This window comes from Stenotrophomonas sp. 80084_Sma (assembly GCF_056481995.1).
Map to the genome: position 1 here is coordinate 137317 of NZ_CM151177.1, position 24826 is coordinate 162142.

A 24826-nucleotide genomic window follows, 5' to 3' on the forward strand; every position below is an offset into this window, starting at 1 on the left:
CTCATCCATGCCAGGTATCTCCATGCCCAACGCTCGTCCCGTCGCCATCCTCGGTGGCGTCCGCATTCCGTTCTGCCGCCAGAACACCGCGTATTCGGATGTCGGCAACCTCGGCATGTCGGTCCGCACGCTGGGCGCGCTGGTTGAACGTTTCGGCCTGCATGGCCAGCAGCTGGGTGAAGTGGCGATGGGTGCGGTGATCAAGCACTCCAGCGACTGGAACCTGGGCCGCGAAGCCACGCTGTCCTCCGGCCTGTCGCCGTTGACCCCGGGCATCACCCTGCAGCGTGCCTGCGGCACCTCGCTGGACAGCATCATCACGGTTGCCAACAAGATCGCGCTGGGCCAGATCGAATCGGGTATCGGTGGCGGTTCGGATACCACCTCCGACGTGCCGATCGTCTACGGCAAGAAGCTGCGCGCGCGCCTGCTGGCCGCCAACCGTGCCAAGAGCACTGGCGACAAGATCCGCGCGCTGACCGCTGGCTTCAAGTTCTCCGAGCTCAAGCCCGAGTTCCCGGGCGTGGCCGAGCCGCGCACCGGCAAGAGCATGGGTGACCACTGCGAGGACATGGCCAAGGAATGGAACATCTCGCGTGACTCGCAGGACGAGTGGGCGGTGTCGTCGCACAAGAAGCTGGCTGCTGCCTATGAGCGCGGTTTCTTCAACGACCTGATCGCACCGTTCCGTGGTGTCGAGCGTGACAACATCCTGCGCCCTGATACTTCGCTGGAGAAGCTGGCCACGCTGAAGCCGGCGTTCGACAAGGTCTCCGGCCGCGGCACGCTCACCGCCGCCAACTCCACGCCGCTGACCGACGGCGCCGCCGCCGTGCTGCTGGCCAGCGAAGAGTGGGCGCGTGCCCACGGCCATGAGCCGCAGGCCTATCTGCGTGACGCGCACGTCTCGGCGGTGGACTTCGTGCATGGCGAAGGCCTGCTGATGGCGCCGACCGTGGCCGTGCCGGAGATGCTCAAGCGCAACGGCCTGACCCTGCAGGACTTCGACATCTACGAGATCCACGAAGCTTTTGCCGCGCAGGTGCTGTGCACCCTGCGTGCGTGGGAGAGCGAGGATTACTGCCGCAATCGCCTGGGCCTGGATGCACCGCTGGGTCGCATCGACCCGGACAAGATCAACTTGCTGGGCTCGTCGCTGGCCACTGGTCACCCGTTCGCGGCGACTGGCGCACGCGTCATCGCCACCGCAGCCAAGCAGCTGGCCGAACGTGGCGGCGGCCGTGCGCTGGTGTCGATCTGCACCGCCGGCGGCATGGGCGTGGTCGCGATCGTCGAACGCTGATTGCTGCGACCGCGCGCCAACCAAGGTTGGCGACTACCCGGAATATGCGCTGGATCTGCTGCGGTAGATGCCGACCTTGGTCGGCCATGCGATGCCATCGTTCGGAAGATGTCAGAGCGCCAACCAAGGTTGGCGACTACCGGGTTCCACAGATGAAAACGCCGCCCAATGGGCGGCGTTTTTCTGCTCCGGTGGGTGCCGACCGTTGGTCGGCACGCTTCACGGCAACCGTGGATTGCCGAATTCGTCGCGCTCTTCGTTGGCGTCATACACCGGCGGCTGCACCGTAACCGGCTGCTCCTCCACCGTGTCACGCAGCGGCGCTTCGGTGCCGCGCACCAGTTCCACGCTGTCCTCGCCACGCTGCAGTCGCAGCGCATTGGCCAGGCACTGCGCGGCCAGCGCGTGCTCGCCACGCTGTGCGAACAGCTCACCCAGTGCCTCCCACGCCGGGGCACCGGCGCCCGCGGCGATGGCCTCGTGCAGGAACGCATCGGCGGCATCCCACTGCTGCTGGGCCAGGGCCACGCGGCCCTGTGCCAGGCGCAGCGCAGCCGAGCTGTCGTGCACGTTGCGCCAGCGCGCGAGGTTGGCCTGACGCGTGGCCAGGCGCTCGGCCGGCAGGCGGCCATACAGCGCCACCAGTTCGTCATCCCAACGCTGGTCCAGTGCCTGTTCCAACGCCAGCAGCGCCGGTTCGTCCCAGTTCAATGCAACCGCACGGCTGGCATACGCACCCACCACGTCCGGGGTTGGCCGCAGCGCCTTCGGCGTGGCTTCCCATTGCGCGGCCAGCGCATTGACGTCGGCCGCTTCCAGTAGTGCCTGTGCGGCCAGGCGTGCTTCCAGTTCGCTGTTTGCGTCGGCCGGCAGCACCTTGCTCTGGCGCAGTGCACCCAGCTGGCCATACGCCTCGTGGGCGCGGCCGGCCTGTGCCAGCGCTTCGGTACGCAGCCACAGGCCGCGCGGCGGCAGCGGCTGGATCGTCGCCACATCCAACGCGTTGATCGCATCCACCGGCAGATCGCGCGCCAGCAGCTGTTCGGCGCGTAGAAGCGCCTGCAGGGTGGCATCGCTCTCGCCCAGGCGCTGCAGCAGGGCTTCACCGGCGGGGCCGTCGGCACGTGCCTGCGCACAGCGCACGGCATTGGCCAGCGCCACCGCGCTCACTTCCGGATCCTTGGCGGCACCATCCAGCAGCTTTTGGGCACGCTGCCACTGGCCGTGCTCATAGGCCTGCAGGCCGTCGATCAGGCGCACCCGGCCCTGCTTGCGGCGGTAGCGGCCCCAGGCGCGGAACGGTGCTGCGATCAGGCTCCACAGCAGCCACAGCACCAGCACCGCGATCACCGACAGCAGTGCCACCTTGGGCAGGTTGCTGTGGTAGTCGTAGCCGCCGTAGCGCAGGGTCACTTCGCCGAAGCGGTTGAGGTCATCGGCGCCGAGCCATTGCGCGGCCACCACGCCGATGGCCACGGCCAGCAACAGCACGACCAGGGATTGCAGGGGTTTCATGGGGGATTACCTCCGGTCGGTCTGGGTGCGCAGTTGCTGCAGGGTGCTGCCAAGAACGCTGTTGCTGGCCTGCAGCGGAAGCTCGCGCAAGGCCTTCAGTTCAGCACGTTGCGCGCGCAGGGCCGGTGAATCCGGCCAACGCCGCTGTGCCCAGTGTTCCACGCGCGCCAACGCGGTATCGCGACCGGTGCGGTCGCCACGTTCGATTGCGGCACGCGCCAGGGTCAGTTCCAGCTGCAGCGCATCGTCGGCATTGCGGCGTTCGGCGGCGGTCAGCGGGCCATTCTGGCGGCTCGGGGTGATGTCCACGAACGGTGCCAGCGTGGCCTGCCACCAGGGCTTGCCGGCGCCGGGCGCGGTGCTACCCGTCACCTGCGAGGGCAGGCCCTGCAGGGCCTTGGCCAGGGCATCCAACCGCTGCAGCGATTGCACGCGCGGGCCGGTGCCCAGCGCATCCAGTGCATCGCGTTCCTGTACCAGGGCCTGGCGCAGGTTCAGGCCGTCGCTGTCGGGCAGATCGGCCAGCGCGGTGGCGGCCTGTGCATACAGGCGGCGTGCGCCTTCCACGTCGTCGGCGTAGTTCAGGCGCTGCGCCGCCTGGGTCAGCAGCAGTTCGGCCTCATCGCGCTGTACCGCCTGACGGCCCTGGTTGGCGCTGTCGGCCAGCTTGGCCAGGTTCTCTTCCAGCAGCGCACTGCGCTGGTAAAGGCCCAGCATCTCGTCGCGCAGCACGCGGTTGGTGGTCGCCGCATCCTGCAGGCGCTGGCTGGTTGCGCGCTGGTCGCGGCGCAATGCATCCAGCGTCGCCTGCAGGCCCTGCAGCTGTACGGCCGTGGTCTGCGCCTGCGCTTCCTGTTCGTTTTGTTGCTGCTGCCAGACGTACCAGCCGGCATAGCCGCCCACGCCAAGCACGACCACCCCGGCCAGCGGCAGCAGCCAGCGCACGGGTCGACGGGGCGGGGAAACGGGCGGAGTCTCGTTCATGGGGCTTCCTTGTCGGCACCGTCGCCGGTCAGGTACCGGCAGGCCGCGTTGTGCACAGCATCACTGTTGCCGACCACAGCGGCAAGCGTGATCCACGTCCCTGTTCAGTTCGCTGCCGGGACGGTGAGCGTGGCGTGTGCAGCCGCCACCAGCTGCGCGGTGGTGGGCCCGGCCGCGCGCGCCACGCGCTGCAGCCCCAATGCGTGCGCCTGTTCGCCCAGCCGTTCGCTGGCCACCACGGCGGTGGCATGTGCCTGACAGCGTTGCTGCAATGCCGGCGGAAGCTGCTGCCAGAAATGCAGCAACGCCTCACCACTGCTGACCGCCAGCACCCACGGATACGCTGAATGCGCCAATCGAGCCAGCGTGCGTGGCGACAGGCGCAGCAGGCGACGCTGATAGACATCGGCGCGTTCGATGCTGGCGCCGGCCGCCTGCAGTTGCGCGGCAATCAGGCCGCGTCCGCCGGGGGCGGTGACCAGCCCGATGCGCAGGCCGCGTACGTCCGCCAGTACCGGCAGCGCCAGCAGGCCCTCGCTGTCCATCCGTTGAGGCGCATGCACCTCGGCGACACCCTGCGCCCGCAGCGCGCGCGCGGTGCCTTCGCCCACGGTCAGCCACGGGCTGCGTTGTGCCTCGGCCAGTGGCAACAGGGTGGCGGCTGCGGTAACGGCGGCCGGGCTGGTGAACACCACCCGATCGCAGTTCAGCGCGCGTTGCAGCTGGTGCACCACTGGCGTGCCGTTCAGGCGCTGCAGGCGCCAGGGTGGCAGGGCCAGCACATGCCCGCCCAGCCCAGCAACGGCGCGGCGCAGCGCGGAATTCTGGCCCTGCGGTCGCAGCGAAATGAAGGTCCAGCCCGGCTCGGAACCGGCGGCGCCAGTGGGTATCGTATGGTCGGCCATTGCCTGCATTATGCGGGCCCTTCGTTGTCGTGGTCCCTGCTCCGATGTCCGTTGATGCTCTGACTTCCTCGCTGGCCGCCCTGCAGGACGTGCTTGACTGCATGCCGGCGGTCCGCGCCATGCAGATCCAGCTCGACGGCTATGCCGATGGCGTGCTGCGCATCACCGCGCCGCTGGCCGCCAACGTCAACGACAAGGGCAACGCCTTCGGTGGCAGCCTGGCCTCGGTGCTGACCCTGTCCGGCTGGGCACTGGTCAGCCTGCGCCTGCGCCTGGCCGGCCACGATGCCGAGGTCTACGTGGCCGACAGCAACCTGCGCTACCTGGCACCGGTCTACGAAGACCTGCACGCGCATGCCGAAGCGGCCGAAGCCACTGGCTGGGATGCCTTCCTGAACACCTTCCGCCAGCGCCGCAAGGCCCGCATCAGCATCATCGCCACCCAGCCCGGTGCCGATGGCAAGCCCGCCGCCGAGTTCAGCGGTCGCTTCGTTGCCTTCGCCAAAGGGTAGGATGGCAGGCTGACGTTCTGGGGAAACCACCGATGCGCCGCCTCATCCAGTTCCTGATGTGTTCCCTGCTGCTGGCCAGCGCCGTGGCTTCGGCAGACGACCTGAGCCGCAAGCAGCGCAAGCTGCTGGAAGAGACCCAGATCGCCTACGGCGCCACCATCCGCTGGGGCAGCATGGACGATGCCATCGGCTATCTGGACCCCAAGCTGCGCAAGGAAAAGCCGCCCACCGAGTTCGAGCTCAACCGCTACGCGCAGCTGCGCGTGTCGTCCTACCGCGAGCGCAGCAGCGCCTCGCTGGACGGGGGCCTGGTCGAGCGCCGGGTCGAAATCGGGGTGATCAACCAGAACACCCAGGCCGAACGCACCGTGGTGGTGGTCGAGCGCTGGCGCTGGGATTCCGAGGCCAAGCGCTGGTGGCAGACCGCCGGCCTGCCGGACCTGTGGAAGGGGCAGTGACGGGCCGCGTCCGGCTTGTGCGACAATCGGCGCCCGCTTAATCGACCCGTGACCTGAGTGAATTACGAAGAGTTGCTGGCCTTTGCAGGCCGAAACCCGATGCTGTCCGCGGCCCTGGTCGGCCTGACCGTGGCCATCATCGTCACCGAGATCCGCCGCCTGTTCCGGGGCTTCAAGGGCATCAAGCCCGCCGAACTGACCCAGCTGATCAACGCGGGTGGCACGGTGGTGGTCGACCTGTCGGCCAGCGGTGACTTCGAGAAGGGCCACATTGCCGGCAGCCGCAATGCCCAGGCCAGTGCCTTCGGCCCGGACAACAAGCTGGTGGCCAACGCCAAGCAGTCGCCGGTGGTGCTGGTGTGCCGCAGCGGCAACGCCTCGGAAACCGCCGCCAAGGCGCTGAAGAAGGCCGGCTTCGAAAAGGTCTACGTGCTCGACGGCGGCATTCCCGCCTGGCAGCAGGCCGAGCTGCCGCTGGTCAAGGGCCGCAACTGATTGCCGCAGGTGGCGGATCCGGCCTTGTATGGGCCTGATCCCGCCCCCATCGCAGTAGTTCGACCATCGTTTTCATTGCATTCACCTGGAGTTACTGGAAATGTCCGAAGAGATCACCAACGGCGCCGCTGCGCCGGTCGATGCCGCTACCGGCCCTGCTTTCACCGTCGAGAAGATCTACGTCAAGGACGTCTCCTTCGAGTCGCCGAACGCTCCGACCATCTTCAATGACCAGGTGCAGCCGGAACTGCAGCTCAACCTGAACCAGCAGGTGCAGCGCCTGGGCGAGAACGCCTTCGAAGTCGTGCTGGCCGTGACCCTGACCTGCCAGGCCGGTGAGCGCACCGCCTACGTGGCCGAAGTGAAGCAGGCCGGCGTGTTCGGCCTGGTCGGCCTGGACCCGCAGTCGATCGACGTGCTGCTCGGCACCCAGTGCCCGAACATCCTGTTCCCGTACGTGCGTCAGCTGATCAGCGACCTGATCCAGGCCGGCGGCTTCCCGCCGTTCTTCCTGCAGCCGATCAACTTCGAAGGCCTGTACGCAGAAACCCTGCGCCAGCGCCAGGAGCAGGGCGACGCACCGTCGCTGGCTGACTCCGAGCCGGCTGGCAACGCCTGATTCCTGCCGCGACGTCACGGATGAGCACTACCGCTGACAAGATCGCCGTGCTTGGCGCCGGTTCCTGGGGAACCGCGCTGGCCAGCCTGCTCGCACGGCACGGTCACCCGACCGTGCTGTGGGGGCGCGACGCTGCCGTGGTCGAGGCCATCGACCAGCGCCACGAGAACCCGCGCTACCTGCCGGGCATCCCGCTGCCGGACAGCCTGCGTGCCACCACCGACCTGGCGTCGGCAGTGGAGGGCGCCGCCTGGATCCTGGTGGTCACCCCGTCGCATGCCTTCGGTGAAACCGTGCGTGCGCTGGCGCCGCTGCGTCCGGCCGGTGCCGGCGTGGCCTGGGCCACCAAGGGCTTCGAACCTGGTTCGGGCCGCTTCCTGCATGAAGTGGCGCGCGAAGTGCTGGGTGAGGACGTGCCGCTGGCCGTCGTCACCGGTCCGTCGTTCGCCAAGGAAGTGACCCAGGGCCTGCCGACCGCGATCACCGTGCACGGCGACGTGCCCGAGTTCGCGCAGGCGGTGGCCGAGGCGATGCATGGCCCGGCGTTCCGCGCCTACACCGGCGACGACATGGTCGGTGCCGAGCTGGGCGGCGCGATGAAGAACGTGCTGGCCGTGGCTACCGGTGTGGCCGACGGCATGCAGCTGGGCCTCAACGCCCGTGCCGGCCTGATCACCCGTGGCCTCAACGAGATGCTGCGCCTGGCCGCGGCGATCGGCGCCAAGCCGGAAACGCTGATGGGCCTGGCGGGCCTGGGCGATCTGGTGCTGACCTGCACCGGCGATCTGTCGCGCAACCGCCGCCTGGGCCTGGCCCTGGGCCGCGGCCAGACGCTGCAGGATGCCGTGCGCGAAATCGGCCAGGTGGTCGAGTCGGTGCAGACCGCCGACGAAGTGATGCGACAGGCACGCCGTCATGGCATCGACCTGCCGATCTCGGACCGCGTGCGTGCCGTGCTGCACGGCGAGCAGACGCCGGAAGAAGGCCTGCGCGCGCTGCTGGCGCGGGAACAGAAACCGGAATATCCGGATACACTGTTCAAGTGAATCGAAAAACCCCGGCCACGTGCCGGGGTTTTTTATGTGTGTGGCCCATCCACGCATGGCGTGGATCTACTCCGGAATCCGCTTCTGGTAGCAGCCAACCTTGATTGGCGCCCGGTAGCGCCGGGCCATGCCCGGCGGAATCCATCACCGCGCCCGTGGCGGCGCGCTGGTGTTGTCCATGTCCGAGAAGATCAACCACGGCCCGTCGCCCACGCGCTTCAGCGTCAGCGTGAACTTGCCGGTGTCCCCCACGTTGTTGCCGTAGCGGTAGGCACCAATGATGTAGCCCGTGCTGCCCTCCACCGAGTACGCCAGCGCGCGCAGCCGCAACGGGCTGCCGCCCTGGCCGGCATACGCGGCTTCGATCGCGCTGCGCCCACGCACCGGTAGCTGGTTGCTCTGCAGCACAAAACCATCCTCGGCGAACAGCGCAGCCAGTGCCTTGGCATCGCCCGTGCGCCACGCCTGCTCGTAGTCGCGCAGTACGCGATCCAGCGTCGCGGGCAGGGCCGCATCAGGAAGAGGCTGTGCGGGCTTCGCGCCTTCAGCATCGTGGGCGATGGCCGGCGATGCCAGCAGCAGGGCACTGCAGAAAATCACGGCGAGTCGTGTGCGGTGCATGCGTCCGGCTCCAGGCGATGACGGGAACGTGCGAACGCATCCTAGCGCGCTGCTGGTTAGAATCACGCAGGCGCCCGCGCGGCGGCATGCACCGCAGATCAGACAAGGACAAGGAATGAAGATTCGAATCACAGGGATGGCACTGACGGTCGCACTGCTGGCCGCCTGCGGACAGGCACCAGCGCCGGATGCAGCACCGACCGCACCGGCACCAACCACCGAAGCACCTGCGGCCACGGCAACGGTGGTCGAGCAGGCGCCGTCCATCGAAGACGGCGTAGACCCCTCGGTGTGGGACAACGAAGGCGAACCGGAAGACCCGAGCGCCGGCGGAGAACTCACCTGTGCGGACAACCCGCTGGCGACGCATTTCTTCACCCTGGTGGGCGGCAACACCGTGGACGACTGTGGCCGCAAGGATCCGAAGGTGCTGGCCGCGTTCAACGCCCTGATGAAGAACACAGCCGCGGCCGAATCTGCTGACAAGGAGATTCCGTCGCTGCGCGAACGCCTGTTGAGCGGGCCCAGCGGGCCCGGCGAGCTGGTGGTGCTGCAGGGCGAGCCATGGTGGTTCTACACCGCCTGCCAGGCCCACGACTGCCCCGGCACCGCATTGGCGATGCTGTACTCGCCCGATCAGTCGAAGATGGTCGGCCGCCTTACCGCGCGCTGCAGAATCTGGTGGCTGGGTGAACCCAGCGACGAGCAGCGCGCGCTGATCGAGCGCGAGCAGCCGGTGGACAAAGCGATGCTGAAGGAAGAAGGCGAGTCCTGCGAGTAATCGGTGGTGACGCCGGATGATGTTCCGGCGGCCGCATCATGCGGGTGAAAGCTGCCTCACCATGTCGGCGATGATCACGTGGACCAGTGTTCTCAGGAAATGCACTTCGCCTTCCAAGGTTGGGCCGATGTCGAAACGGGTCGACCATTGCTGGTTTTCCTGCAGCACCAGCGCGTAAAGCGCCTGGGCTTCGCTCGTGATGCGGTCGATCTGATGGCGCAGCTGCCGGGTGGCAGCCGGCCTTCCCAGGCCCAGCGCTTCACCGGCAGAAACCAGATGCTCGAAACGAAGGTCGTGGAAGCGCGCGACACCGAGAATGGGCCACGACAGTTCCGAGCGTTCTGGCCAACGTGCGCCCTCGTCGGCATACGCGCGGGTCTCGTAACATGCGGTGGACAGCAGGTCGTAGTGGGGGGCCAGTTCGATGCCCCTGCTGTCGACCAGGAAGCTCAGGTTCTTCAGGTGCGCATCGTTGTTGCCGGTGAGTACATTGAAGATCAACCAGTCGAACAGGCGGACGCGCGTCTTGAGCTTGCTTCTGCATTGCTCGACGATGACCTTCAGGGTGTCGATGCTGCCGAGCGTGTACTTGAACTGCCGGTCGAGGTTGAGCAGCTGGCAGGCGTCGATGGCATGACGGCGATGGATGGCATCGGCGGTGATTTCGCGATCAAAGCGCTCGATGATGAAGACCGGCTCCGGTACGTAGCGGCGCTCGATCTTCGGCACCTGCAGCCCCATGCGCTGTGCAAGGCGCATCACGAACCACTCGTTGGCCACGCTGTGGGGATAACTGCTGCTGGTGCTGTCAGGCTTGAGGATGTGGGTCGAGGGCTCGGCGCCCAGAGGTTGGTAGAGTTCTCCCCCTGTCTCGATGATTGCCAGCTTGTGCTGGGCACCTGCCAGTGACATGCGCTTGGCGGCACCCGCCGCAAGCGACGTGCGTGGCAGGCCTTGGATACGCGTGGAGAGTTCCGCATCGGGCAGTGGTTTTCTGCCGCCGGGTGGCAGGCGCTGGCCTGGAGGCAGCAGCGTCAACGAGCCTGCCGATTCCGCGCCATAGGCGGCCAGCAATGCGAACGCGTCCGCGCCATCCACCCTGGCATCGGTTGCCATCAGCGTGCGTTGCTGCTCTTCCGGCAGCAGATTGTCGAAGTACCACTGCACGGGGCGTTGGCTGGAGCCATCGAGGATGGCGGTGTCTTGCAGTGGCAACGCAGGCGCCAGTGGAAACCGATGTGCGCTGCCGAGCCACTCCGGCGCATAGGTGAAGTGCCACAGGTTTGCTGCTTCGGTCAGGCGGCCCACCGGCGCTTCGTCGATGCTGACCTGCAGTTCGCGTGGTGGAAGCGGATAGTGCAGTCCAGACAGGACGGTCGTTGTAATGACGTCCTTGAGATCGATACGGGGGGCGCTCATGGCACCTTCCCGTTGGCACGTTTGGCCAGCAGGGCCATCGCTTCGTCCGGCACGTCGATTTCGACATGCAGCCCCAGCTCGTCAAGCACGGTGAACAACTTGCCCCATTGCACCGTGGTACCGCCGCGTTCGACCTTGGCCAGGAAATTCTCGCTGACCCCGATGCCTTCGGCGGTTGCATCCTGGCGCAGTCCCTGATGCTTGCGGGCGGCTCTCACCAGTGGTCCCAAGGCCTCAGCCTTCTCAAGCCTGATCTTCAATGGGAACTCCCCCAGCAGAGCCTGACGCTCTGGATTCGACCCATCGTCTATACCATAGAATCCTCACTGCAGTGAGGATTCTTCGCGCAAAACCCAGGATTCCTTAGAATCCTTTCGATCTTGAGGATTTTTTCGCAAAAGAGCTGGATGCAAGAAAATCCTCATTGAAAGAAGGATTTATCTGCAAAGGCGTCCAGCCCGCAAAAAATCCTCATGAACTCAAGGATTCTTTGGCGCCGTGAGAGAGCGATGCCTCATCCGGTCCATATGGGCAGCGCCACGAGGGTGGGACGTCCGCGATGAGTGGGGTCCAGGTGGGGCCTGCCAGGAGCGTGCCCGGGAACCTCTGCCTGCAGCGCAGGCTCGCATCGTCAACAGGCCGCAGGCAAAGCGTCTGTTACTTGCTCGCGCGCCGCGCGCCTTTCTCGTCTTCGTCCTTTGCATCGCCCCGGCTCTGCGCGAATTCCGGGAACGTCTTCGCGATCGAATCCTTGTCCGGAAGGATGTAGAACACGCCGCCCTTCTCGAACGTGGATTGCACGATCTGCTCGTAGAACGCAGGCGTGACGTTGATGCAGCCGTGCGTAACGCGGTTGTCGTCCGGCGAAGGTGATGCCAGCCGTTCGGCGCGCTTCTCTTTCGGAGTGCCTGGCGGCAGCGGGTGCATCGAAACGGCGGAATCGTAGTCCACCCACAGCACGCGACCGGCATCGTCGGAGGGGCCGTAGCCACCAATGAAACGGCCCGCCGGGGTGGTGCGGTCATGGCCTGGAATCGCACTCAGCGCGAGCTTGGCAACGCCGGGTGCGGAGTGATCGCCGATGGCCGAACCGAACAGCGCCGGTGCGGCACCGCGCAGCTTGCCGTCTCCGCCGAAGACCAGTACCTGCGCAGCCGCCTTGTCCATGATCGCGAACGGATAACCCTGGTTGTCCTTGCTGGCGACTACCCAGCCGGCCAGTTCGATCACCGTCTCGGACACGCTCTGGTCAGCGGGCAGTTCATCGACTGCGGCGACCGGGGGTGCAGGTGCGTCCTTGTCCCTGGCGTTGGCTACGCCGCTGCACGCAACGGCCAGTGCCATGGCCAATGCGGCATGGAGGGCGCGGCGTGCAGGGGAGGAGGAGGTACGAATGGGACGGCTCCTTGCAGTGCAATCTTGGTGGAAGGATGCCAGTGGCCGGCGAAGGCCACTGGTTCCCGATACAGAGGTGGATCAGTTCAAACGGTGAGGGAGCGATCAGCCGCGCGGCTTGCGGCCCGCTGGTGCCCTTTCAAGCTGCTGCACGCGACCTTCGATCTGGTCCAGACGCTGGTTGGCCTGCTGCGCCGACTGGTTGGCGGACTCGGCACTCTGGGCGGCGCCCTGCACCTTTACATCGAGCTGGTCGAGACGCGAGTTGATCGTTGCAAACTCGTTCTTGTAAGAGGCGCAAGCGCCAAGGCTCACGGTGGCGATGAGCGCCACGCTGAGTGCACGGGCCATCTTCATGTGTTGCGAGGTCAGTTTCATTCCACTCCCTCCTTCGTCTGGGGAAGCTGGAATATAGCGGCGTTTGTTCCCGGCGCTACCAAGCGCTTTCAGCTGGAATTTGAGTACGTGGATGGGCTGTGAAGGCCTGTAAATCAACGAACCTTAACAAGCGGGATCAAGCGAGCTGATCTGCACCGGCGTATCGCCTTGTGCCTGTTCAATATCACCCATTCACCTGCATGAAGCCGGCATCACGGCATGTGCGTCTGTGTGCTTTCGCCTGCTCCGCACGCAGGCTGCCATCCACTTGCTTCCAGCAGCGCTGCAGCGTTTCCAGGCTGGACATCCAGCAGTTCGGCGATGGCGTTGGGCGTGTCGGGCCCGCGCGCAACATAGGCGTGGGCAATGCGGTAGCCGATCCAGTAGCCGAGATCTCCGCGGCGCGTATCGTCGCCGGGGCCGTTGTACAGCCACCTCGAAAGATCGGTACCCATGCTGTCCTGCAGGAACGCGCGCTCCAGCGCACACTCGCGACCCTGCGCCCAACGCTGCAGATGCGCGTTGGCCGGTTGCCCGGAGATCCGTTCGGCCACGTATTCGGCGCCGCCTTCCAGCAGCGTCTGATAGAGCAGGGTGGGCTGCTCGACATCAACGCGCGCGCCGGGCTGTTGCACGTGCACGTACTCATGGGCGATCAGGTGCACGAAGCGGTCGCTTGCATCGGCCTGCATCCAGTCCGCATTGCACAGCGCTTCCAGTCCAATGACCACACCTGCTTCGGTGGTAACGCCACCACTGTTGCCGCGGCCCACCAGTACGGTGACCGGAGGAAAGCGCGCAGACGGCAACAAGGCGCCGAGCTGATCGACGGCAGCGGCGACGCGCGTGCGGATCGATGGCAATGCGGTCGCGCAGGTTCTCGCTTTCGCAAACAATGCCGGCTTGTCCTGGATGGCCCTGGCCAGCCGCTCCATCGAGCCGATACGGCTGTCGGTGAAGCTGCGCAGGGCATCCGTACCCGCATCCAGATAGCCGTGCTGCAGATCATCGGCGCTTGGGCGCCCATGGTTGGCGTCCAGCACCTTGAAGAAGCGCGTGACATCGTCTGTCTGTACGACGATGTGCCCGGCAGGACCGACACGCTCAGCCGCCTGTGCCTGCAGCAGCGCGATCGGCGAGGCGATCAGGATCAGTGCCCGCATCAAGCATCGAGCGTGATGCGCGTAAGAAGCCGACAGCAATGCCATGCGGAGTTCCCTGAACGCCAGCCTTATTTATACACCAGTCAGTTCAATATTCAGGGTTGATTAGACCCCCTAACGGATAATTCACACCTGTCGACCGCCTCCTCTCTCTCCCCCTCCCGGGAGGCGGTCGACGAAACCAAAATAATTAAAGGTGTGTCCCGATGAACAAGAATTCGCTGCTTGCCCTGGGTCTTCTGGCTGCTCTGCCGTTCGCTGCATCGGCAACCGATGGCCTGTCGTACAACTACGTTGAAGGCGGCTACGTGAACACCGATGCCAAGGGCGGCGACGCCGATGGCTGGAAGGTGAAGGGTTCCGTTGCGGTGCACCCGAACTTCCACGTCTTTGGCGACTACAGCGCCCAGGAAACCGACAAGTTCAAGAATGACGTCGACCAGTGGCGCCTGGGTGTCGGCTACAACTACGGCATCGCACCGAACACCGACCTGGTGGCCCGTGTTGCGTACCAGAAGTACGACGAGAAGCGCGGCCTGGACTTCAACGGCTACTCCACCGAAGTGGGCGTGCGCACCGCGTTCAACCCGTACGTGGAAGGCTACGTGATGGCCGGCTACGAAGATTTCAGCAAGAAGCACGGCTACAACCCGGACGGCGAGTTCTACGGCCGCGTCGGCGCCACCGCCAAGTTCAACCAGAACTGGGGCCTGAGTGGCGAAGTGAAGCTGGCCAAGGCCGGCGACCGCGAGTGGTTCGTGGGCCCGCGCTTCACCTGGTAACAAACGCCTGTCGTTAGTGCGTGTTGTGCTGGCGTGTGACTCTCTCTCTCTCCCACACGCCAACCGAAGCCCGGCCTCGCGCCGGGCTTCACTTTTATGGGCCCTGTGGCGCCACAATGCGGCATGGGCGACCCTTCCTCCCTCGCAGGTACTGGCATGGCCTACCAGGAGCATCTGGTGCCTGCGCCGCTGCGTGGCCACTTCGGCCAGCTGTGGCAGAGCCAGCTCCCTGCCGATGCCGATGGGCACATCACCGTATTGCCCGATGGCTGCGTGGATATCCTCTGGCGCGACGGCGCGCTGTTCGTGGTCGGCCCGGATCGGGTGGCTGCACATCCGGCACTGGCACCCGGTGCACAGGTACTGGGGGCACGCTTCCGACCTGGCCAGGCATTGGCCGCGCTGGGACTGCCACTGGCCGGCATCATTGGACAGGCGGTGCCGTTGGCCGATCTGAAGGGCGGATGGGCCACAGCAGCCGCTGCTTCCATTGGCGATACCGCGCCGGCTCAACGATTGCAGCGGATGGCGCAGTGCCTGCAACAGCACATGGGCGCGGCGGCCCTCGACGTGCAGGCGCAACGGGCTCATGTGTTGTTCCACGCGCTTGGCCGTGGCCAAGCTACGCTGGACGAGCTGGCGGCAGGCTTGAACCTGAGCCCGCGCAGCCTGCGCCGTTTCAGCCAGTCGCAGTTCGGCTACGGCGCCAAGACGCTGGAGCGCATCCTGCGCCTGCAGCGCTTTCTTCGCCATAGCCGCGCGCTGCCGCAGCACTCGTTGGCGATGCTGGCCGCTGATGCCGGCTATGCCGACCAGGCCCACCTCAGCCGTGAGGCGCGCGAGCTTGCCAGCATGACCGCACGGCAGCTGCGCCTGGAATGGGGCCGATGATGGCCGTTTTGTTCAAGACCGCCGTGCCGCGCTGACCGAAGCTGGGGCTCCCACCCAGGAGTCACGCCATGAGCCACGCCGCACCCCGCGATGCCGAGCGCCGCATCGACAACATCGAATTCAACGTCGTCGACATCGCCCGCAGCAAGCGCTTCTACGGCGAGGTATTCGGCTGGAAATTCACGGACTACGGCCCGGCCTACACCGAGTTCGACGACGGCCGCCTGAAAGGCGGCTTCGTGTCCGACACACCGGTACGTGCGCAGGGCGGCCCACTGGTGATTCTCTACTGCGCGGACCTTGCCGACGCCCAGCAGCGCGTGATTGCCGCCGGTGGCGAGGTGGTGCAGGCGGTATTCGCCTTCCCCGGTGGCCGCCGCTTCCACTTCCGCGATCTGGATGGCTACGAGCTGGCGGTCTGGAGTGATATGGATTGAGGTCTTCGTACCTTCGCCGGTGGACGGAACGAGAACCGCTCCGTCCCCGGTCAGGCGGTTCCGCTATGATCGCCCGCACATCGCCACACGCGATGCGCCCGCCTCAAGCCAGCAGGAACCGCCGTGAACTCCCAGCCCGCACCGATCACCGCCCTCAACCACACGCTCGACAACGAGCCGCAGCAGATCACCGCGCCGCTCACCCATTCGGCGGCGTTCCTGGTGCTGAAAGTGAAGGATGACGAGGCGTCGATCGCCAAGGCACGCGAGGTGCTGGCCAGCACCGATGACCTGATCAAGAACACTGCCATCCGTGAAATCGAGCGCACCTTCACCTGCAATGTGGCCATTGGTCACCGCGTGTGGCAGCCGTTGGTGGGCACCACGCCGCCGCGTGAACTGAAGCCGTTCCGCGAGATCAAGGGCGCGACTCACACCGCGGTGTCCACGCCGGGTGACCTGCTGTACCACATCCGTGCGCGCACCATGGACCTGATCGTGGCATTCGAGCGCAACCTGCTGATGGCGTTCGGCGATGCGGTGGAAACGGTCGATGATGTGGCCGGCTTCCGTTATTTCGATGGCCGTGACCTGCTCGACTTCGTCGACGGCACCGCCAATCCGGAAGGGCTGTCGTTGCCGGAAGCCACCATCGTGGGCGATGAAGATCCGGAGCATGCCGGTGGCAGCTACGTCGTGGTGCAGAAGTACCTGCACAATCTTGATGCCTGGCGCGCGCAGAAGACCGAGGCGCAGGAAGCGATCATCGGCCGCACCAAGCACGACAACATCGAGCTGGACGATGCACCGGCCGATGCACAGAAATCGCACAAGACCCTGTGCACCATCGAGGACGCCGACGGCGAGCACGAGATCCTGCGTGACAACATGCCGTTCGCCAACCCGGGCCGTGGCGAATACGGCACCTACTTCATCGGCTATACCCGCCGCCTGTGGGTGATCGAGAAGATGCTCGAGCGCATGTTCATCGGCAATCCTGCGCCGCTGCATGACCGCATCCTCGACTTCTCCACCGCCACCACCGGCGTGACCTTCTTCGCGCCCTCGCGCAAGGTGCTGGCCGACCTGGGCGATTGATCGCGCCGGCCAGCGCCGCCCGCCATCTGCCTGTCATCTACCGCGCCGACCATCAGACGTTGGATGAGAGCGCAGGGGCGGGCGATGGCGATGGCAAGGAACACAACCGGCGCACGCCGCTGGTGGCGGCCGCTGGCCGCGTTGTTCGGTGCGCTCGCACTTGGTAGTGCCAGCGTTTCCGCGCAGGAGGCTCCCGCACACTGGATGGCCTATGCCGCCGCCGTGGGTGGCCAGCTGCAGCAGCGCCTGCAGCAGGAGCAGGACCCGCAGGCGCAGCGCGTGCTGGAATGGATGCAGGCACACCCGGATACGCCGACGCCGTTGTCGGTGAGCGTGTGGATCGCGGCGGATGGCCGCATTTCGAAACTCGAATTCGACAGCCTGGGCGACGCCCAGGTCGACGCCGACCTGCGCGCGACCCTGCAGGCCGCGCCGTTGCAGGCAGCCCCACCGGCCGACATGCGTCAGCCGCTGCGGCTGGGCCTGCTGCTTACCCAGTAGATTCACGCCATGCGTGGATGCGCCTGGTAGATGCCGACCTTGGTCGGCACGCGCACGCCAACCAAGGTTGGCGACTACCGGTAGGCCCCTAGCCACGCATGGCGTGGCTCTACTGATCTTGCGGGTGCAGTAGATCCACGCCCTGCGTGGATGTGTTGGGTAGATGCCGACCTTGGTCGGCAGGCGTGCGCCAACCAAGGTTGGCGACTACCGGTAGCCCCAAGCCACGCATGGCGTGGCTCTACTGATCTTGCGGGTGCAGTAGATTCAGGCCCTGCGTGGATGTGTTGGGTAGATGCCGACCTTGGTCGGCAGGCGTGCGCCAACCAAGGTTGGCGACTACCGGTAGGCTCCCAGCCACGCATGGCGTGGCTCTACTGATCTTGCGGGTGCAGTAGATTCAGGCCCTGCGTGGATGTGTTGGGTAGATGCCGACCTTGGTCGGCAGGCGTGCGCCAACCAAGGTTGGCGACTACCGGTAGCCCCAAGCCACGCATGGCGTGGCTCTACTGATCTTGCGGGTGCAGTAGATTCAGGCCCTGCGTGGATGTGTTGGGTAGATGCCGACCTTGGTCGGCACGCGCGCCAACCAAGGTTGGTGACTACCGGTAAGCCCCGGCCACGCATGGCGTGGCGCTACTGCGTTGCCACCTGCGGTTCACGCGCGGCTGCGCTCCATGCGCGCAGGCCGAACACGGCCAGGCCGAGGAAGAACACGTACAGCGCGGCGGTCACGTGCAGCGACTTGAACAGGTACGCGCCCACGTACACCACGTCCACCGCGATCCACACCCACCAGCAGGCCACGTGGCGGCGCGCCTGCCACCACTGGCCCACCAGGCTCAGCGCGGTCAGCATCGCGTCCAGCCACGGCAGCGCGGCATCGGTGAAGGTGTGCATGGCCGCACCCAGCGCCACGCCACCACACAGGCCGATGGCCAGGTCGCGCAGCAGCTTGCCGCGTGCCAGTGGCACGATGCGGACGCTGCCCTCGTCGGAGGCGTGCTGCCGCCAGTTGAGCCAGCCATAGATCAGGAAACCACCGAAGGCGACCTGTAGCAGCGTGTCCGAATACAGCTTGGCCTCGGCGAAGACCAGCCCGTACAGCGTCACCGACAGCAGGCCGACCGGCCACGCCACCAGCCGGCGCTTGGCCATCAGCCATACGCCAAGGATGCTGCACAGCGCGGCGGTCCACTCGAGCATGACGCCGCTCACAGTGCGAACGTCACCGACAGGCGGGCCTGTCGCGGTGCGCCGGGGAACAGGTAGTAGTCACCGCCACTGCTGCCGGTATCGCGCCAGTAGAAGCGGTTGAACACGTTGTCCACCGACAGGTTCCAGGTCACCGCACGCTCGTGCAGGCGATGCTGGAAGCGCAGACCGGCATCGAACACCGAGTAGTCCGGTGCGCGTACACCACCGTCGGCGCGTGCCACGTTGGCACCGGCATAGCGCCAGCCGCCGGTCACATCCAGGCCCTGCACGAACGGGAGCGCATAGGCCACGTGCACGCTGGCGCGCACCTTTGGCACATTCACCAACTGATGGCCTTCATAGGCCGGGGTGCCGGTGTCGCGCGCGCGCGCCTGCAGCACGCTGGCGCTGGCCACGATCTGCAGCGCGTCTGTCAGCTGCCCGTTGGCAGTCAGCTCCAGGCCGGTGTGGGTCTGCGTGCCTTCCTCGACGAAGGTGTAGCCGACGTCGCTGCTGTCCGGCTTGGCGTACTGGTACGGCTGCGAGATGCGGAACACGGCTGCGCCCAGCGTCAGCGCCTCGACCGGCACGTACTTCACGCCCACTTCCAGCTGGCGCGACTGCACCGATGGCAGGAAGGTGTCGGCATTGCTGGTCCAGAATGGCGCTTCCTGGCCCAGCGAGATGCCGCGCACATAGCTGGCATAGGCATTGAGCTGATCGGTGGCCTTCCACACCACGGCGGTCTGCGGCAGGAAACGCGACAGGCGGCTGTGCCGCTGCGGGGTACCACGCTTGTCGTAGGCACGCTCGTCCAGGCGCACGAAGCGGCCGCCGGCCAGCCACTGCCAGTCATCACCGAAGCTCATCCGGTCCAGCGCGAAGAACGCGGTCTGGCGGCTGTCCAGGCGTCGTGCGGACGGCCCTGGCATCTTCGGCGACGGCTCGAACACCGGCACCTGCGCGTCGTGAATGTTGCTGGTGCCGACGTACTCGTTGACGCTCGGGCGCTTGTCCACGGTGCGGCGGAAGTAATCGGCACCGATGGTCAGCTGGTGGCCGACGCTGCCGGTCTCGAAGCGGCCACGCAGCTCGGCACGGGCCTGCTGGTTGCGGCGGGTGTCGTCCGGGCTGCGGTAGTCGTACACGTCGTAATCGCCATTGGGCGCGAAGTAGTTGCCCGGTACGCTGCCATCGGCGCATTGCGTGGCGTAGTAGCAGCCGTAGGCGAAGGCGACGTTGTCATCGATCACCGAGCGGCTGTGGCCGACCGAGACGCGCGACTGCCAGGCATCGTTGAAGTCGTAGGTGTGCAGGGCGGTGATGTTGGTGCTGGCGATATCCACCGGCCGCTGCCACGGCTGGTAGCCGAGCAGGAATTCGCGATCCACGCCGTGCGGCAGCTCACGCGCGCCCAGCAGTTGGTAGCCGGACACCGAACGCTGCGAGCTGGTCTGGTAGTTGGCATCCACTTCCAGCTTGCCGCGTTCGCCAATCAGCCAGTCGGCGGCCAGCGAGTAGAAGTTGCGACGGCCATCGGCGTGCTCGACGTAGGAATTGCTGGAATCCCATGCGGCATTCAGGCGCAGGCCGAAACGCGGGGTGATCCAGTGGCCGACATCGACGGCGACGTAGCGCGAGCCTTCCGAGTCGGTACCGAGCGTGGCGGTGCGCACTTCGGCCGGGCGCTTGCCGATGTAGTTGATGATGCCGCCGGGCGCCATCACGCCTGCGGCCAGGCCGGCTTCACCCTTGAGGATCTCCACCGACTGCACGTTCTCCAGCGCAAGGCGCTGTTCGCCGGCGATGGACAGGCCGTTGAAGCGGTAGCCGGTGGCGGCGTCCAGCGCGAAACCGCGGATGGCGATGTTCTGGTAGTAGCCCACCGGCGCATACGCATCGCCCAGCGAGGCATCGTTGCTGGCCAGCTCGGACAGCGAACGCACCTGCCGGCGGTCGAGATAGTCGCGCTCGAGCACGTTCACCGATGCCGGCGTGTCCTTCCAGGAACCACCACCGAAGGCGTTCACGCGCGAGGTATCGGCCTTGGGTTTGCCGGCCTGCACGCGCACTGCCGCCAGTTCGGTGGGCGAGCGCTCGGCGCCGGTGGCAGCCGCATCGGTGGCAGCGTCGGCCTCGCTGGCATGCAGCGGCAAGGCGGCGCAGAGGGCGAGGGAGAGCAGGGTGGGGCGCAGGCAGCGGTTCATTCGGTTCGTCTTCGGACAACAAGGGAGACGAAGCGACGGCGCGCAGGTGCACCGCCATGACGGGGGTGTGGCTGCGGCTCAAAGCTCCCTACGCCGGTGCAAACCGGATCAGGTTCCAAGGGACTCTCTCAGCCTGGCAGATCCAGGCACCCCCGCTTCAGGTGACCATTTCACTACAAATGGTACGGATTTGCGAGCCGGTGCCCTTCAGGCTGCCGCGTGCAGCGCCTGCAGCAGTGCCTGCCCCGGCGCGCCGTGGAACCACGCCGGGTGCCCCAGCATGAAGGGCTGCCAGGCCACATCCGCGTTCGCGGTCGAGCCGGTGACGCCTTCGAAGTACTCCACTTCGGACAGTGCGAAGTCGAAATGGACCATCGGCAGCAGGTCGGCCAGCAGGTGCACGCGTGCCGCCGACAGCGGCAGCACCTCGCGGTAGCCGTCGAGCAACGCCAGTGCGATGTCGATGCGCACCGCCTCCATGCCGCGCTCCAGTTCCAGCCACGCCACTGCGTTGCGCTCGATCGCGGTGGCGAGGTCAAACAGTGCGCTGGTGGGCGAAGCCAGGCCGAAATCCAGCACGGTGCTGACCTGCCCGTCGCGCCACAGCAGGTTGGAGACATGCCAGTCGTTGTGCGCCCACAGCCGTGGCTCGTCGCGCAGGCGTTCGGCCAGGCCGGCATGCCACGGCAGCACGTCGCGGCGAAGCTGGGTTTCCCATGGAATGCGCGCGAGGTAGCGGGCCAGCCCCGGTCGTGTGGGCAGTTCGGCTTTGATCGCGGCGATGGGATCGTCGGCGCGGATCAGATCGTCGCGCGCCACCAGCAGATGGGTACTGCGCTGTGGCGCGTGATAGCTGGCGGCGGCACGGTGCAGCCGGGCCAGCATGCGGCCGGCTTCGCGGGCCTGCGCGACATCGGTCAGCAACGACCACGACACGGCATCGCGGTACAGGTCCTCGCCCACGCCCACGGCATGCAGTTCGAAGGTCCATTCGCCGTGCTCTACTGCGGTGTGGCCATCGGTTGCCGCCAGCACCTGCACCACCGGTACGCCGGCGGCAGCGAGATGGGCGATGAAGTGGTGTTCTTCTTCCAGGCAGGCGGCGCTGCGAACGCTGTGGTGGTGGCGCTTGATGAACACCGGTCCGCGCGTGCCATTGACGATGGCGGCGGCCGACAACGGTCGAGGACTGTGCCAGTGCGGCTGGCTGCCCGCATCCAGCTGCGGAAAGCGCTGGCGCAGCCACGCGAGGTCTGCGGTGCTGATCGGCGGCCAGTCGGCAGCGACCTCGTCGTTGTTGAGGCCCTGCACCCGGTGGGAAGAAGAAGTCATGCCGCAGCCCCAATGGGGAAAGTCACATCCAAGGGTGCGCATTCAACGCCATGGCCGCCCGCAACGCAAACGGGCGGGTCATCGACCCGCCCGTCCGTGCATCGGCATGGGGGATGCCGCGCTGCTTACCAGCCGCGATGGCGGCCGCGGTCGTGGTAGTAGCGGTTGTCGTAGTAGCGCTCGCGCTGCCAGCGACGGTCGTCACCGCGGTCGTAGTAGCCGCTGCGGTAGTAGCCACGGTCGTATCGGCGATCGTAGCGGTTGTCGTAACGGCGATTGTCGTAGTAACGACGGTCGCGGCGGTCGGAAGTGGTCAGGTTGCCGATCGCGCCGCCGGCCACGGCACCGCCGACAGTGGCAGCGGGATCACCGTTGGAGAGCAGGTTGCCGGCCACGCCACCGACCACGGCGCCGACCAGGGTGCGCTTGTCCTTCCTCGACATCGCGCTGGCATCGCTGACCACGGCCACACCGGCCACCAGTGCCAGAGCCATCGCCAGACCGCGGAAGCTGAGTGCGGAAGTACTGAGCATGTTCGTTCTCCTGTGAGGTGCATGCCACGCTGGGCAGGGAGGGCGCGGGGCGCCCCGGCTGCCGTGATGTCCACGCTGGCGTTCCAACATTGCCGGAACATTGCCTGGTCCACCGTGCGGCTTGCGCATTCATCTAGCGGCAGGCGGCATGAAGCAAGGCTGAAAGCGGCCCCGGCCGCTCAGCTGGCAGAAAGGGAAAGGGCCACGCGAACGTGGCCCTCCCTTCTCTCCCAAGGCGCCGCGGGCCTAGACGCCCATCGCCTTCTGCGCCTGCCGGGCCTGCTCCTGCTGCGTCTCCTGCTGCTGGTGCAGCACGTTCGGCGCGCCCTGCACGGCACCGCTGCTGAGTGCCAGGCTCTGCTCGCTGGCCGTACGGGTCTCCACCGCCGCGCGAATGGCGGCCGGGTCGCCGATGGTGCCCTGCACGGCGAACAGGCGCTCACCGTTCGGGCTGGGCACCACCGAGTCGATGCGCTGCAGGCCGGCGGCATGCGCCTCCTTGGTCAAAGCCGCAGCAGCGCTTTCCAGCGTGTGGCGGTCCTTGAAGGTCCCGGCCGGCAGCAGTTCCAGACCCTTGCTGGCCTGGATGAACAACGGATTGCGCGGGTGCCGCTCGTCGTTCAGCAACGGCCGTTCGCGTGCGTCCTTGATTGCCTCCAGGGTCTTCGCCCCGACAATGCCGTCGACCACCAGGCCGTTGTCCTTCTGCAGCTGGCGCACTGCCGCGTCGGTGTTGCGGCCGAAGCGGCCATCTTCGACCAGCGGCTTGCCGTCGGCGCCGACGTAGCCCAGGTGGCCCAGCTGCTCCTGCACCTTGCGCACGCCCTCGCTGTGTGCGCCCTGCTTGTAGAGTTCGGCGTGCGGCGTGGCAGCGGCCTTGTGCTCGGCCGCGGGCCTGCCCTGAGTCTGTTCGTGCGACTGGGTGCGGTTCTCCAGCAGATCGCGCGCCTTGGACAGCGGGTCGGAGGCGTACAGCTTCCAGTTCGGGTGGTCCTTCACCTGCTTGAGGTAGTCCTCGACCGGCATGGTGTGCACGCCCTTGCTGCCGGTGGACTGGCTGATCAGCAGCTTGTCGGTGTTGGGGTCGCGCACCACCATCACGATGTGGTCGATGCCGTTCCAGTGCTCATGGCGGGTCCTGGCCGTATCCAGGCCGATGATCATGCCTTCCTTCAGCGCATCGGGCTTCAGGATCGCGTCGCGGTCCAGCAGCACGCCGGACTGGTCGAACGCCTTGCGCACGATCCCACCGGAACCGAGGTTGCCCAGGTCGATGCGATCAGCCTTGCTGAACACCGCGTGCCCGGCCTTCTGGTTGATCTCGTCCATGGTCCGGTTCTGCAGCGTGCCGACCCAGCCGGAACAGTCGATGTAACCCTGCTCCACGTTCTTGCCGGTCTTGCCCGGTACGTACAGTGCGTGGCCCGGAATGTTGATGGCGTACTTGACGTCGTCGTACTTCACGCCGGCCTCGTAGGCGGCCTGCAGTTCAATGCCTGGCTTCGGTGTGGCAGCTGCCGTTGCGGTTGCCGCCAGCGTGGCTGCACCCGCCGCCACGGCTGCGCTGGCCTGCGCAGGTGCTGCCGGGGTCTGGCCCTGGCCCTGCACTACCGCCTGCGGTTCGATGTTCTTTTCCGGAATGCTGATCGCTGCGTACTTGTGGATGTAATAGTTGGAGAACGTCCGCGCCAGGTCGCCGTCGTTCATCCCGCGCATCTCGGCCAGGGTGTGGCCGGTCAGCGCCTTCGCGTCGGAGCCGATCTGGTTCAGCACGTTGCGGCGCATGTTGATCTCGTCGCCGTGGCTGTTGCGGACCACACCGAAGGTGCCGGTGGCAATGGCAGTCTGCACCGAGCCGTAGCCGGCGCTGCCCTGCTGGTGGGCCAGGTACAGGTCCAGCCCGGTGGGCGTGTTGCCCCCGGACAGGTACGGGTTGCCGGTGCGCTCGTTGCGGCGCGCCATCGAGTCCAGGTTGTCCTGGTACATCTGCGCGGCCGCTTCGGTGTTGCGGGTGGGGTCGAACTCGTGGCCGGTCAGGTGGTACTGGCGCGCGGAGCCGGGCACGAACTGGAACAGGCCCTTGGCGCCGGATGAGGTGTTGTGGGCGCGCTCGTTGAAGGTGCCACCGGTCTCGATGTGCGCGAAGCGCATGAAGTCATCCACGGGGATGCCCTTCTGCCTGGCGACCTGCTCGACGATGTCCAGGACTTCCTTTCTGCTGTAGTCATGCTGTGCCATGACGTTTTCCTCGGGG

At 66.4% G+C, this 24826-nt stretch carries 26 protein-coding genes and 1 riboswitch; of the genes, 12 read left to right on the forward strand and 14 right to left on the reverse strand.

The genetic code is table 11. The features are described 5' to 3' along the window. The first annotated feature begins 7 nt into the window (after nt 1–7). Nucleotides 8–1303, forward strand: coding sequence for an acetyl-CoA C-acetyltransferase (locus tag ACZK3W_RS00570; protein ID WP_099551602.1), 1296 nt, complete (start codon nt 8–10; stop codon nt 1301–1303). Between the two features lie 219 nt (nt 1304–1522). Here ACZK3W_RS00570 and ACZK3W_RS00575 read toward each other — a convergent pair whose 3' ends face one another. From ACZK3W_RS00575 to ACZK3W_RS00585, 3 genes are all read right to left on the reverse strand, one after another. Further along, a complete protein-coding gene (locus ACZK3W_RS00575) occupies nt 1523–2818 on the reverse strand; it encodes a heme biosynthesis HemY N-terminal domain-containing protein (RefSeq protein WP_478450298.1) in 1296 nt (431 codons plus the stop codon). A gap of 6 nt (nt 2819–2824) precedes the next feature. Continuing rightward, nucleotides 2825–3802 carry a uroporphyrinogen-III C-methyltransferase gene (locus ACZK3W_RS00580; protein ID WP_478450299.1) on the reverse strand — a complete coding sequence of 326 codons (978 nt, stop codon included), beginning with the start codon at nt 3800–3802 and terminating at the stop codon, nt 2825–2827. Nucleotides 3803–3906: 104 nt separating this feature from the next. Next, the gene (locus ACZK3W_RS00585; protein WP_180837879.1) at nt 3907–4716 is read right to left on the reverse strand and encodes a uroporphyrinogen-III synthase; all 810 of its coding nucleotides are present in this window, start codon (nt 4714–4716) and stop codon (nt 3907–3909) included. A 35-nt stretch (nt 4717–4751) separates the two neighbouring features. On the opposite strand from ACZK3W_RS00585, the gene ACZK3W_RS00590 reads away from it, so the two are divergent. The 5 genes from ACZK3W_RS00590 to ACZK3W_RS00610 all read left to right on the forward strand — a co-directional run bounded on the left by ACZK3W_RS00590 (nt 4752) and on the right by ACZK3W_RS00610 (nt 7837). Further along, entirely contained in the window at nt 4752–5219 is a 468-nt protein-coding gene (locus ACZK3W_RS00590) for a YiiD C-terminal domain-containing protein (RefSeq protein WP_005407593.1), read from the forward strand. Between the two features lie 32 nt (nt 5220–5251). Beyond that, nucleotides 5252–5677 (forward strand): hypothetical protein, encoded by a 426-nt coding sequence (locus ACZK3W_RS00595; protein ID WP_293798920.1) that lies wholly within the window; start codon nt 5252–5254, stop codon nt 5675–5677. A 57-nt stretch (nt 5678–5734) separates the two neighbouring features. Continuing rightward, on the forward strand, nt 5735–6172 hold the full coding sequence (locus ACZK3W_RS00600; protein ID WP_004134671.1) for a rhodanese-like domain-containing protein: 438 nt from the start codon (nt 5735–5737) through the stop codon (nt 6170–6172). A gap of 100 nt (nt 6173–6272) precedes the next feature. Continuing rightward, entirely contained in the window at nt 6273–6791 is a 519-nt protein-coding gene (gene secB, locus ACZK3W_RS00605) for a protein-export chaperone SecB (RefSeq protein ID WP_005407596.1), read from the forward strand. Nucleotides 6792–6811: 20 nt separating this feature from the next. Beyond that, on the forward strand, nt 6812–7837 hold the full coding sequence (locus ACZK3W_RS00610; RefSeq protein ID WP_004153554.1) for an NAD(P)H-dependent glycerol-3-phosphate dehydrogenase: 1026 nt from the start codon (nt 6812–6814) through the stop codon (nt 7835–7837). 144 nt (nt 7838–7981) lie between these two features. On the opposite strand, the gene ACZK3W_RS00615 is transcribed toward ACZK3W_RS00610, so the two are convergent. Then, complete coding sequence (locus tag ACZK3W_RS00615) at nt 7982–8458, reverse strand: YybH family protein (protein ID WP_180837880.1); 477 nt, start codon at nt 8456–8458, stop codon at nt 7982–7984. Between the two features lie 115 nt (nt 8459–8573). On the opposite strand from ACZK3W_RS00615, the gene ACZK3W_RS00620 reads away from it, so the two are divergent. Continuing rightward, complete coding sequence (locus ACZK3W_RS00620; RefSeq protein WP_253145862.1) at nt 8574–9239, forward strand: Ivy family c-type lysozyme inhibitor; 666 nt, start codon at nt 8574–8576, stop codon at nt 9237–9239. A gap of 36 nt (nt 9240–9275) precedes the next feature. Here the strand turns inward: ACZK3W_RS00620 and ACZK3W_RS00625 are convergent, their stop codons facing one another. The 5 genes from ACZK3W_RS00625 to ACZK3W_RS00645 form a co-directional block, all read right to left on the reverse strand. Beyond that, complete coding sequence (locus ACZK3W_RS00625; RefSeq protein WP_293798923.1) at nt 9276–10658, reverse strand: HipA domain-containing protein; 1383 nt, start codon at nt 10656–10658, stop codon at nt 9276–9278. Next, nucleotides 10655–10876 (reverse strand): helix-turn-helix domain-containing protein, encoded by a 222-nt coding sequence (locus ACZK3W_RS00630; protein ID WP_200881082.1) that lies wholly within the window; start codon nt 10874–10876, stop codon nt 10655–10657. The genes ACZK3W_RS00625 and ACZK3W_RS00630 overlap by 4 nt, the downstream gene beginning before the upstream one ends. 439 nt (nt 10877–11315) lie before the next feature. Continuing rightward, complete coding sequence (locus ACZK3W_RS00635; protein WP_032130168.1) at nt 11316–12002, reverse strand: L,D-transpeptidase; 687 nt, start codon at nt 12000–12002, stop codon at nt 11316–11318. A gap of 156 nt (nt 12003–12158) precedes the next feature. Further along, nucleotides 12159–12431, reverse strand: a complete 273-nt coding sequence (locus ACZK3W_RS00640; protein ID WP_012509703.1) for a hypothetical protein — start codon at nt 12429–12431, stop codon at nt 12159–12161. A 212-nt stretch (nt 12432–12643) separates the two neighbouring features. Further along, nucleotides 12644–13594, reverse strand: coding sequence for a DUF2268 domain-containing putative Zn-dependent protease (locus ACZK3W_RS00645; protein ID WP_185749945.1), 951 nt, complete (start codon nt 13592–13594; stop codon nt 12644–12646). Nucleotides 13595–13800: 206 nt separating this feature from the next. Here ACZK3W_RS00645 and ACZK3W_RS00650 point away from each other — a divergent pair, with 206 nt between their 5' ends. The 5 genes from ACZK3W_RS00650 to ACZK3W_RS00670 all read left to right on the forward strand — a co-directional run bounded on the left by ACZK3W_RS00650 (nt 13801) and on the right by ACZK3W_RS00670 (nt 17303). Then, complete coding sequence (locus ACZK3W_RS00650; RefSeq protein WP_004134798.1) at nt 13801–14376, forward strand: OmpO family porin; 576 nt, start codon at nt 13801–13803, stop codon at nt 14374–14376. A 123-nt stretch (nt 14377–14499) separates the two neighbouring features. Beyond that, nucleotides 14500–15267, forward strand: a complete 768-nt coding sequence (locus ACZK3W_RS00655) for a helix-turn-helix transcriptional regulator (protein ID WP_125893073.1) — start codon at nt 14500–14502, stop codon at nt 15265–15267. 68 nt (nt 15268–15335) lie between these two features. Beyond that, on the forward strand, nt 15336–15704 hold the full coding sequence (locus ACZK3W_RS00660; RefSeq protein WP_478450300.1) for a VOC family protein: 369 nt from the start codon (nt 15336–15338) through the stop codon (nt 15702–15704). A 123-nt stretch (nt 15705–15827) separates the two neighbouring features. After that, nucleotides 15828–16802 (forward strand): Dyp-type peroxidase, encoded by a 975-nt coding sequence (locus ACZK3W_RS00665; protein ID WP_049423112.1) that lies wholly within the window; start codon nt 15828–15830, stop codon nt 16800–16802. Between the two features lie 84 nt (nt 16803–16886). Further along, complete coding sequence (locus tag ACZK3W_RS00670) at nt 16887–17303, forward strand: hypothetical protein (RefSeq protein ID WP_125893075.1); 417 nt, start codon at nt 16887–16889, stop codon at nt 17301–17303. Nucleotides 17304–17939: 636 nt separating this feature from the next. Here the strand turns inward: ACZK3W_RS00670 and pnuC are convergent. The 5 genes from pnuC to ACZK3W_RS00695 form a co-directional block, all read right to left on the reverse strand. Next, on the reverse strand, nt 17940–18509 hold the full coding sequence (gene pnuC, locus ACZK3W_RS00675) for a nicotinamide riboside transporter PnuC (RefSeq protein ID WP_125893076.1): 570 nt from the start codon (nt 18507–18509) through the stop codon (nt 17940–17942). 8 nt (nt 18510–18517) lie between these two features. Then, entirely contained in the window at nt 18518–20707 is a 2190-nt protein-coding gene (locus tag ACZK3W_RS00680) for a TonB-dependent receptor (protein WP_253145699.1), read from the reverse strand. 68 nt (nt 20708–20775) lie between these two features. Next, a riboswitch (TPP riboswitch) is annotated at nt 20776–20871 on the reverse strand. Between the two features lie 43 nt (nt 20872–20914). Beyond that, a complete protein-coding gene (locus tag ACZK3W_RS00685) occupies nt 20915–22039 on the reverse strand; it encodes a phosphotransferase enzyme family protein (protein ID WP_253145701.1) in 1125 nt (374 codons plus the stop codon). Between the two features lie 125 nt (nt 22040–22164). Beyond that, a complete protein-coding gene (locus ACZK3W_RS00690; protein ID WP_071228796.1) occupies nt 22165–22572 on the reverse strand; it encodes a glycine zipper 2TM domain-containing protein in 408 nt (135 codons plus the stop codon). A 246-nt stretch (nt 22573–22818) separates the two neighbouring features. Beyond that, entirely contained in the window at nt 22819–24810 is a 1992-nt protein-coding gene (locus ACZK3W_RS00695; protein ID WP_478450301.1) for an XVIPCD domain-containing protein, read from the reverse strand. Nucleotides 24811–24826: the final 16 nt, after the last annotated feature.